Annotated in this window: 8 protein-coding genes; 4 read left to right on the top strand and 4 right to left on the bottom strand. The window is 54.1% G+C overall.

What is annotated here, in order from left to right; all coding sequences use genetic code 11:
* Positions 1-172: 172 nt before the first annotated feature.
* From LAO76_27340 to LAO76_27325, 4 genes are read left to right on the top strand one after another with little or no spacing between them, the layout of a single operon-like run.
* Entirely contained in the window at positions 173-601 is a 429-nt protein-coding gene (locus LAO76_27340) for a hypothetical protein (GenBank protein ID MBZ5494658.1), read from the top strand.
* Entirely contained in the window at positions 565-1,140 is a 576-nt protein-coding gene (locus tag LAO76_27335; protein MBZ5494657.1) for a hypothetical protein, read from the top strand. Before LAO76_27340 ends, LAO76_27335 begins: the two co-directional genes overlap by 37 nt.
* Positions 1,065-2,027 (top strand): hypothetical protein, encoded by a 963-nt coding sequence (locus LAO76_27330; protein MBZ5494656.1) that lies wholly within the window; start codon positions 1,065-1,067, stop codon positions 2,025-2,027. Before LAO76_27335 ends, LAO76_27330 begins: the two co-directional genes overlap by 76 nt.
* Positions 2,024-2,470: a hypothetical protein gene (locus LAO76_27325; protein MBZ5494655.1), complete on the top strand. Its 447-nt coding sequence runs from the start codon at positions 2,024-2,026 to the stop codon at positions 2,468-2,470. Before LAO76_27330 ends, LAO76_27325 begins: the two co-directional genes overlap by 4 nt.
* 364 nt (positions 2,471-2,834) lie before the next feature.
* On the opposite strand, the gene LAO76_27320 is transcribed toward LAO76_27325, so the two are convergent.
* The 4 genes from LAO76_27320 to LAO76_27305 all read right to left on the bottom strand — a co-directional run bounded on the left by LAO76_27320 (position 2,835) and on the right by LAO76_27305 (position 10,559).
* Positions 2,835-5,309: an ABC transporter permease gene (locus LAO76_27320; GenBank protein ID MBZ5494654.1), complete on the bottom strand. Its 2,475-nt coding sequence runs from the start codon at positions 5,307-5,309 to the stop codon at positions 2,835-2,837.
* 200 nt (positions 5,310-5,509) lie between these two features.
* A complete protein-coding gene (locus tag LAO76_27315) occupies positions 5,510-7,309 on the bottom strand; it encodes an ABC transporter ATP-binding protein/permease (GenBank protein MBZ5494653.1) in 1,800 nt (599 codons plus the stop codon).
* Between the two features lie 348 nt (positions 7,310-7,657).
* A complete protein-coding gene (locus LAO76_27310; protein ID MBZ5494652.1) occupies positions 7,658-9,133 on the bottom strand; it encodes a PqqD family peptide modification chaperone in 1,476 nt (491 codons plus the stop codon).
* Positions 9,126-10,559, bottom strand: a complete 1,434-nt coding sequence (locus tag LAO76_27305) for a PqqD family peptide modification chaperone (protein ID MBZ5494651.1) — start codon at positions 10,557-10,559, stop codon at positions 9,126-9,128. The genes LAO76_27310 and LAO76_27305 overlap by 8 nt, the downstream gene beginning before the upstream one ends.
* Between the last annotated feature and the right edge of the window lie 227 nt (positions 10,560-10,786).

Here is a 10,786-nt window from a genome sequence, read left to right as displayed (position 1 = left end):
CTTCCTCGCAACACTGCAAGATTCTGCGCCGCAACTCGTCTCCGAATGCTTTCGCCATCCTCTATGTTGCCGCAGGAGCTTCGCCGAACTTACAGTAGCATAGCTTCAATCAGTACCCTATTAACTAAAATGGTATAGCGAAGTGGTTGAAGTAACAGCAGAGGCACCGTTGGTGCAAACCACGTCCGCGCAGGTCTCAAACCGCGTGGAACCGGATCACACGGAACACGCGGCCCAGGCGCCGATGTTTACACCGCGCGTCCGCAAATATTTCCCGGAAACGCTGCTATGGCGTCACGAGGTGGTCACCAACAAGCATGGCCATGCGCACTTCAACTTCACCATGGCCGACAACATCACGGCCTGGTCCATGTCCGTCGTGGCGACCAACGAGGCTGGACAGGCGGGCATTGCGCGGAAAGAGCTGCGCACGTTCCTGCCGTTCTTTTTGGAGCACGATCCACCCAAGATCTTGACCCAGGGCGACACAATCAGCCTCCCAGTGGTATTGCGCAACTATCTCAACAAGCCGCAGACGCTGGAGACCGAGATGAAAGCCGACACTTGGTCAAATTTCTGTCGCAGCCGCGGACATCGATGACGATTGCGCCGAATGCCGATGCCAGCACTGTATTCACATTCCGCGCCAATGCCAGCATCCGCCACGGCAAACAGAAGGTCACGGCGCGCAACAGTTCGACCGGCGACGCCGTGGAGCGCGAAATCCAGGTCCATCCCGATGGCGAGGAGATAACTCAGACCACCAGCCGCCTGCTCGCCGGCGGCGGTACCAATTTCGATGTGATGGTCCCAGACACTGCCATCCCTGGATCGATTGACGGCGAACTGCGGGTGTATCCCAATCTGGTGGCGCAGGTCTTCGATGCGATGCGTGGCATCGGCGCACGGCCTTCGAGATGCGCCGAGCAGGTTACGTCCACTCCCTACGTCAGTCTTCTCGCGCTGCAGTTGCTGAAGAAGGCTGGGCAGGACGATCCCACCGCACCCAAGAACCCGCGCGCTACCCTCGCAAGTCGGCCCGCGAAGCCGTGCAGGAGACATACTTGTCCCTCACTGGTTTGCAATCGCCTGACGGCGGATTCCGCTACTGGAACCACATGGACTCCGATGTTGCTCTGACGGCCTACGTCCTGCGTTTCCTTAATGCGGTCGGCGAGTTCATCACAGTGGACGCCATCATCATCCGCAAATCTCGCGCCTACCTCGTCGTGAGGCAACGGAAGAGCGGAGCGTGGACCGCATGGCATTGGATGCCCGACCAAAGCGGAGATTACGAACTGGTTGAAGTAGAAGACGTCAACGTCACCGCATACGTCGCGCGCTCTCTCGCCGAGACTATGCCAATTGGTGGCGACAAACAAAAAGATAAGAATGACGAGCTGGCACAGGCCGATAAGACTTTCTCAGCCGCAATGCGCTACCTCGAGCAGCGCATTGATTCCTGGCAGGATCCTTACTTAGTCGGCAACTATGCCCTCGCTGCCGCTTCCTCAAGCCACGCCGATCACATCGCTAACGCACGCGCACTGCTCTTGCAGCTTGCTCACCGTGAAAGCAGCGGTATCTACTTGGAACCTGGAAGCCAACACTTCGCCCTTCTATGGCTGGGGTACTGCGGGGCGCGTGGAGACCACCGCACTCGCCGTAGAAGCCCTCGTCCGGATGTGCAGGCGGTCAAGTCCCAAGACAAGCAAGACAACGAACTCAGCGATCTGATCCAAGGCGGCCTGCAGTACCTGCTCACGCACAAGGATCACTACTTCGTCTGGTATTCCACTCAGGCGACTGAGAACGCCGTTGAGGCGATCATCTCCGCTTTGCATGGCGGCGACGAAGACGTGGCCGCGCAGGACGCAACCTTGTTGGTCAACGGCCGCTCAGCCGGTACGTTGCACCTGCCAGCCGCCAAGGATGTGGTGGGCCCCGTCGTACTCGAACTACCCGATGCGTTGAACAAAGGCACAACAAGTTGGAACTTTCTGTTCCAGGTGGAACCGCGCTCATGAACGCCCAGGTCATCTCGACTTGGTACGTCCCCTGGGCAGAATCTTCGGCAACCGCGATCGAGAACTTTAAACCCGGTGACACCCGCGCGCTGCGCCTTCAAGTAAGATTTGATCGAACCCAACCCACTTTCGGCGACACCGTAACGGCGCACGTCGAGGCTGAACGCGTCGGGTTCCGCGGCTACGGCATGATGCTGGCGGAAGTAGGCCTGCCGCCAGGAGCGGAAGTGGATCGCTCTTCCTTGGAGTCAGCAGGCAGCTACGAGGTTCAGCCAGACCGCGTGGTGTTCTACGTTTGGCCCAGTGCCGGTGGCACTAAGTTCGATTTCCGCTTCCGGTTGCCCTACCGTTGCGACGCGCTCTCAGCGCCCTCGTTGCTCTATGACTATTACAACCCGGAGAATCGCGCCGTTGTTGCCCCAACACGCTTCGTCGTCCACTGAGCATCTCATCAGAGTTCTGAGTTCACGGTCCGTTTACCTATGCTCGGCTGCTGTGACACCAGAACCCCAAAACGGTTCCCCAGTTTCCATGTCAATGTAATTGCCGCCGGCTTCGCCGCGCCGCTGGCCTTTGACCTTTTTTGCGCAGTGTTTGTGTGCAATAGACGAGCTGGTTCCTTGTACCAATTTGTACCGCCGAATTTGAATTTCTGCCTTTCGTGCCTTTTGCGAACATTGTAGAATCAGCAAGTTGTATGTTTTCAATCCACTGAAACGGTTCGATCCCGACTAGCTCCACCATGTAACATCGACAGTATTTATCCCGAAGCGCCCCTGTCACAGGCCGAGCGGGATTGCCCCGTTTTCATTCATGGCGCAAGGCCACGTTCGGCTGCAGGCGCATCGCGCGCCGAGCAGGAAAATAACAGGCAGCGAGCGCAATGAGAATCAGCAGCACCGGAGCCGCGATGAATGTCATTGTATCCGTGGTTGTGATGCCATAGAGCAGGCTTTGCAAGAAGCGTGACAGCGCCAACGATCCTACAACACCGATCACTATCCCAGCGAATATCAGAAGAAGACCATGTCGAAGGATCATTAAAAGAATTGAACTGGGACTTGCTCCCAAAGCAATTCTGACTCCGATTTCCTGGGTTCGTTGAGATATCGCATAGGAAGTGACACCGTAGACTCCTACTATCGCAAGAAACACTGCGAGAAATGCAATCGTCGAGAGTAGAAACAGATTGAATTTCTGAGGCGCTATCGAATCACTGATCTTTTCCTTCAAGGGTTGGACGTGCGTGATGGCGAGTTGGGGGTCCAATCGCCATATCTCCTGCTGGACCAACTTGGCAACACTTGCTGGTTCCACGCTGGTCTGAATCACCAGGTTCATTGTCCTTAGCCCGCCCCAAGTTGGATGGCTGATCAAATCATCCTGTTCCTGACGATAGGGCGTGTATAAATGAGGATGCGTCTCCTCGCCGAGCGAGCCGTCTTTGACATCGCCCACTACGCCAACAACCGTGAGGTCAGGGGAAGGCCCAGCACGCAGTCGCTTACCAATGGCTTCTTCACCTGGCCACAGCCGTTGCGCCAGATCCTTGCTGATAACAACAATGGGGAACGATTTTTCATTGTCCTCAGGCGTGAACTGACGGCCGGCAATCAACGGAATATCCAAGGTCTTGAGATAATCCCCGATAACCCAGCTCCGGATCACGGACGGTAGGGTGTCAGCCTTGCCTTTATAGTCGCTCGCATTGTGAATTAACTCTCTCTCCTGCGCATCCAGAGGAAGGTCGGTGGAGAGGCCAGCGATGCGGATCCCAGGCACAGCCCGGGCGTGCTCGAGCACCTGCTGATAGAAATCCTTGATCTGCACGGCCCCGGAGTAAGTTTCCCGTGGCAAATAAATCGTCATCTCTAAAACATGTTGCGGCTGGAAGCCCGGGTCGGTTGCCAACAGCCGGGAAAAACTGCGTAGCAGCAGCCCAGATCCGATCAATAAAGCGAGAGCTATCCCGCATTGGGCAATCACAAGCGCCCCCTGTAGCCGCCGGTGTGAACGCGTTCCTGAGGGAGATCTTCCTCCTTCCTGCAATACTTGCCGCAGTGGGGCACGAAACATCGCAATCACCGAAACGAGACCAAAGATCATGGAAGCTACAACGCAGAGCAGGAACGCAAATCCCAGGACTGGGCCGTTCATCTCAATCGATGCAGTCTGGGGAAATGACGTGGGTAGCAGCGATATTAGAAATCCACGACTCCCCAGCGCCAGAGCCGCCCCGCTAATACCTCCAAGGAAAGCCAGTATAGTACCCTCCGCCAACATCAATCGGGCTGCCTGCCACCATGTTGCGCCCAGAGATGTACGAATCGCCATCTCACGTTGCCTGGCCGCCCCACGCACTAATAGCAGGTTTGATATGTTCGAGCAGGTAATCAGCAACAGCAGCACAACTGCCCCCAGCAGAACGAGCAGTGGCATGCGAATTTTGCCCTGGATCTCCTTATGATATGGAACGACCGCAAAGCTGATCGACGAGTGGTGAAGGGCAGCCAATGTCCTTGCCGGATATCGGCTGCGAACTTGCGCTCCAATCAGTTTTGCTTCGCTCTCGGCCTGAGCGAAAGATGCACCAGGCGTCAGCCTTCCCAGAACAGAAAATTCATACATTGCACCGCGGTTGAAGAGTTGCAGAGGCTCCAACCCAACAGGAACCCAGAATTGGGCAGGATCGCTGTTGCCCTCTGGTCCAGAGAGAGGGAACACGAATTCGCGGGGCATGATACCGACGACTGTGTAAGGCTGACGATCCAGAAAGATCGGTTTTCCTATTATGCTCTGGCCGGCATAGCGGCGCTTCCACAATCCATAACTCAGGATGGCAACGTGCTGGCCAGGGCTGTCTTCAGCCGGGATAAATGTCCGCCCTGCCAGAGGCTGCACGCCGAGCATTGGAAACAATGAGGAGGAAACCTTTGCGCCGGTTAATCTCTCGGGCTGGCCACTCCCGGTAATATCGAATAAGAGATCTTCAAAGAGAGCCACACTTTCGAAACTCTTCTGGGCTGCAGCCCAATCGGTATAATCCGCTGGAGACGTGAGTAGTTTGGGAAATCCAAGTTCCGGCATTGATGTCCAAATCATCGCAATTCTGGAAGAATCCTTGAAAGGCAGGGGTTTCAGAAGGACGGTATAAACAAAGCTATACAAGGCAATATTTACGCCAATTCCAAATGCGAGCGTTAGAACAATAGCCAGACTGAACCCCGGCGCTCTCGCCAATACGCGTAGTTCGTAACGGATATCTCTTAGAAAGTGCCTCATCCAAACCTCTTTACTTGCGGCATGTCACTGGTCGTGGCGGGGAAAGCTCCATCCAGTGCGACGATTGCCATGCTTGCGGCGAGACCGATCGGGAAGAATCGATCTTTTGATTACACCTGAAACAGATCTGCACAAGACCTGCTACTGGAGTTTTTTCCTGAAATCGTAACACCGGTAATTTGAACAGCCGCACTCGTTTTTTACTGTTTTGCACTGGCAGCTACGCCGTGTCCGTTTACTGTACCAGTTTTCATCAGAATATCAGCAGAGGCGCTGAATTGAGCTTCAAACAGTCTCTTATAAGCTTCACCGTTCAGATATAGTTCTTGATGGGTGCCGGTTTCAACCAGACTGCCCGCTTCCAAAACCATGATCCTGTCCACTGCCCGGATCGTCGATAACCGGTGCGTCACAATGATCACCGTCTTCCCCTCAAGCAGCGGGGCAAGGTTCTCGTAAAGTACTGCCTCTGTTGGCGAGTCCAGGGAAGCCGTGAACTCATCAAGTATCCAGATGCTGGCATTTCGCAACAATGCTCGGGCCAGCGCCAGCCTCTGGCGCTGACCTCCAGACAACTGTGCGCCTCGCGTTCCTATTACCGTCTGATACCCCTTGGGCAATGTGGCAATGAATTCTTGCAGATTAGCAGCACGGGCAGCAGCTACGATTTGCTCATGACTGGCGTTTGGCAACGCAAAGCGTATGTTTTCCTCAACAGTATCGTGGAACAGAAATATATCCTGCGAAACCACGCTAATGACGTCGCGCAGCGCCGCAATATTGATACGGCGCGCATCGCGTCCACCAATCAGAATTCGTCCAGCATCGGGATCATAAAGGCGGCAGAGCAAGTTAACGACGGTACTCTTTCCTGCTCCACTGGGGCCAACCAGCGCAATTTTTTCGCCATGGCCTATCTCCATGGTCAGATCCAGAACAGCATCTTCTGACCGCTCGGGATAGCGAAAACGCACGCCCTGAAAAGCTATTTGTGTATTTCGGATCCTGTCGTCTGCGATAAGAGGACCTTCCTGCCAGACAGGCTGGAGGTCAAAGTATTCCGCTATGCGCTGGGCCGAGGCCAGACCAGCATAGATCTCAACGCCGCGATTGGCCAGCGATTGTATCGGCTGATAGAGCCGGGTTACATACAAATAAAACGCGACAAGACTGCCAACGGAGATGGTGCCTTTTAATGCCTGATGTCCGCCATACCACAAAACGATGATGCCGGGAATGGTTGTGAGCAGGCCTATTACAAAAATCGAAAAGAACTTATAGCGTACGTTGCGCAGCCCGGTCTCAACCAGATCTTCACTCAATCTCCTGTGCTTTTCTGACATGTAATCTTCGCGGTTGAAGAGTTTGACAATGCTGATGTTCGAGAAGAGTTCCTGGAAGAAATCCAGCAGATAGGTATCCTTGTCGCGTAACTCCATTGCCAGTTTGCGTTGCTTAGCGCCTGTGAGCCGAAAAAATATGACTACCGGCGGCGCAAAACACACCGCGATCAACGCCATGTTCCAGTTCAAATAAAAAAGGAAGCAGGTGATGCCCGCAATCTGAACGAACTCGCTGACTGCGTTCAATACGGTATTGACCAGCACACCGTAGACTCGATTAATATCGGTGCGTAATCGTCCGACAATCTCACCCAGCCGAGTGCTGCTGAAAAATGACATCGGCTGCGACTCGATGTGCGCCATAAGGGTGCCGCGCAGGCTGGCGATGAACCAGTTTCCCGTCCATTCGTGCAGATAATCCATCAGTCGTCCGGCAATCCCCGCCAGCACATACACCAGGACGAACAATAGCGCGAGTTGATCAATGACTGCGGGTTTTCCCGCTTTGATACCGTTATCGAATATCCATTTCAACAGCATCGCTGGAAGTAAGGATAGGAGAGCGCTGATAACTAGCAGACCGAAAGCGAGGATGTATTTGCCCAGGTATGGGCGGAAGAAGGGGAAAAAACGGCGACAAAAGTCCTTCAATCCCATGGCCCTACTCCACGGACTCGAAACTCCGAAAAGCTGGAAGCGAACGACCTGCAATCCACGTCCGCAAGCTTTGATTTTTCCGAAGAAATCAATTTTTCACTGGGTGTATCGGTTCTAAGTATACTCGGTCTGAGACGCAGTCTCAGCAGTCGCGTGCGGAACACTGCGTCTCCAGAGCCGAATGCAGCTGACACTAGCAGAAACAGCAGCCGCAGATTGTAACTGAAGGACTATTAGCTGCAGGGGCCAATGGATCGACCACTTGACCGCTGACTTCAACAGTAGGCTCGACGTACATCTCTTCGCTCGCTTTCTTGTTTTCCGGCATCTCCTCTCACCTCCTTTCTCCTATCTAGGATCTTGCAGGGCACCCTGCGCTGGCGTTGGCAGGGTTATCTGAACCAGGCCTTGGTGAATTAGCTGTCCGGCGTTCTGGGACAGAACTTCATCTACGCCGCTCGTAACAGCGGCGAGTTTGCCCAATGGCGAACTGGATGAAGGCACATGCCCTTTTGAGAGCAGAGTTGCCGTGGTTAACATGCAGGCTTGGGAGACGGGAGCGTCCTCAAACCCTTCCTGATTGAACCCGCGTGTGGCGGCGCAAGGAACGCAGTCGCTCGTATTGGAGCAACTGCCACAGCGAGTAGGCTTGTAGTTGATGATCCTGTGCCGCAGTTCCTTACGCCATGGCGATGCCCATATCTCCGCCAAGGAATTTTGCTTGAGATTGCCCAAGGTGGCTGTGTTGATGACGTTGCATGGGTATATATCTCCATGCGCCGTAATTCTGCCCTTGCCTATCGCCGCCGAGCACATCACCCCGGTGGTTGGTTCCCGGAGGAGCCCGGCCTTATGCAATTCGGCCTGCTGCCATACTGTTACGCCATAGGAAAGCGGCTCTTGTGAACCATTCCGATTCGGCATGAGGGTGCTATCAAGCTCCCATTCCGCGCCCAGTGACTTGGCAAAGTCAGGGTACCGGAAAGCATCTTCAAAATTTTCTCTTTGAACCGTGTTTACCAGACGGACAACGATGCCGCGCTCCACAAGGAGCTTTGCCGCTCTTATGCTCTTGGCAAAAGTTCCCGGCTTGCGGGTCACTCTTTCATGTAATTCCGCGCTCGTTCCATAAACACTGATCTGAACGGCTTCAATGCAATGCTTGGCCAGGCGGTCGGCCATTTTTTCATCGATGTAGTTTCCGTTCGTGAAAAGCTCAAACATAAAGCCGCGTTTTTCGGCTTCCGCGATAATGTCGAGCAGATCTTTTCTCAAAAAGATCTCCCCGCCCGTGAGCACCACTTCCGGGCAGCCTTGTTCCGCAAGTTCATCCAGATATCTACAGACATCTTTGAACGGGACGATATCGTTCTTGCTGAAATCCAGGTAGCAGTGCCGGCACCGCAAATTACACGGGATCAGCAGGTCAATCCACATTCGAAACAGCACGTTCGAAGAAAATGCCTTTCTCCACAGCTTGCCGTTCTTGTTATGTGGCTCCTCCGTAACCATTGCGGCCCGTTCAAGATCAGAGACGTTTTCCCTCCCGGCCAGATCGACGATCCTGCGCTGCCACAAGTCCTCAAGAAACCGTGTAACGTCATGGCTGATCTTTTCCCGCGGCACTCGAAACTTGGCGTGCAGTTCGTCCGTAATCTGAGCGGGCGGCGCGCCTTCCTGCAGGCGCTCCCAGATTTTCTTGCTTACGCCCTGAAAGAGCCAAACCTCACTGAGCTTTTGATTGATAAGACATAGTGAGTCGCCAATCAGCCTTGTACCGATATGCGGTCGAAGCTGAACTTGCGGAGCACTGATTTCAGACATGATGAGACTGCCTCTCGGTTTGAGATTTGCGATATTCCTGGTAAAGCTCTGCGTAGTGGCTTGGCACAGGCGCGCAATGCAGAAGATTACCTGTTTCCAGGTAGGACTGTGCCGGACAACGCTGACAACCTGACCTTAATTCGCAGGTGTGGCATTCCGGCTCCTCGTCAAAGATCTTGCGAAAATTCAGGAACGGCTGTGAATACCAGATTTCAGTCAGTGACTTTTCGCGAATATTACCCAGCTTGAAATCGGTAAGCCACTCGCACGGGCTCACGTTTCCATCGGGAGTAATGGCGCCGCGAACGTAACCTGGACGGCAATTTCCTACTTCCGATCCCTCAGCCATACCGGCGCCGTTTGTTTCCACCAACATCTGCTTGAATTGGTCGTCCGTCAGTATCTGCACAAGGGGCGACTCGTCCCGGTTGGTCTTGGGAATCAATAGGCCGGTTGAGACTTCATGCCGAACTCGTAACTCCTGCATATCATGCTTGAATCGCGGAATGCCATCGTAGTTGTCACGCATGGTGACGTACTTGGCCATAACCGGAATTCTGGCCTCAATCAATAGTTTCAATGCTCGGAGCGTTGATTGATAGGAGCCGGGTCGGCGCGCTAAGGTGTCGTGAACGGTAGGAGTCGCTCCGTAAAAGCTCACCTCTAGCATGCGCAAAAAGGGGCGCATTGACTCCAGCTTCTGGAGTAGAGGCTCATTGATGAGAGAGCCGTTTGTGTTGATCAGGATGGAGAATGCGCGGTCGCAGGCGGCTTGCATGATTTCCGGAGCATCTTTGCGCACGAACACTTCGCCACCAGTGAAGGTTACGGTGTGGCATCCTAACTGTTCCAGTTGCTCCAGGGCGGAACACCACTCTTTGGTGGTCATTTCCGTTTCGGCGCCGGTGTGCGTTGCGTTATAGCAGTGGACACACCGGAAATTACATCGGTAGGTGAGCTCCAGATGCATTTTCTGGATGTATCGCTTTTCCCAATACAGCTGCTCAATCTTTTCGCTGGTACTCAGCGCCTCACGAATTTCGTGTTTTGGCGTCATGCAGACCGATTTCATCGGATCGATGCCGCGCTTAACGTCTGCCGGCATCTCCGCCTCGCCCTGCGCACCGGATGGCTCAACCGCAACGCCTTCCAAGGAAGATTCGGCCCCGGATATCTTGAGGACTCCTAATCGAAAGAGGGTTGTCAAAAATTGCTCAACCTTAGAGGCAATGCTGCCTTTGAGATCTGACGGGTAATCCCTCGAGAACTCCGCAGCGAGATCCTCAGCGGTTCGGTTCCCGTCAATCAGGTCCCATATTCTTGTGCCGGTTTCGTTCAATGCAACAGCTTCGCCTTCACGGTGCAGCAAAGAAAGAGACTCAACACGGCGGTAGGGAATTGGGGCTTTACTGAAAACAGCTTGCATCTCGCGCTCCGGGATAGGAAGAGATGAACGATGAACGCTCGCATCTCCTATCTACCTCAGACGAGCACTTGAAGCAAGCAATTGGTACCAACGTGGTACCAAAATTCTGATCCGGGAGATTCGAGCATTGGCACGAGCGTAGCAGCATCATCCGCTGCTTCCGGATGGCGTGTTTGCAACACCTGTTTGCTGACGGCAAAATCTTGCGTCGGGACTAGAACTTGGCA

The organism is Terriglobia bacterium, assembly GCA_020072645.1.
Lineage (GTDB): Bacteria > Acidobacteriota > Terriglobia > Terriglobales > Acidobacteriaceae > Angelobacter.
The sequence above is the reverse complement of the archived record's forward strand: the minus strand, read 5'-3'. Positions and strand labels throughout refer to the sequence as shown.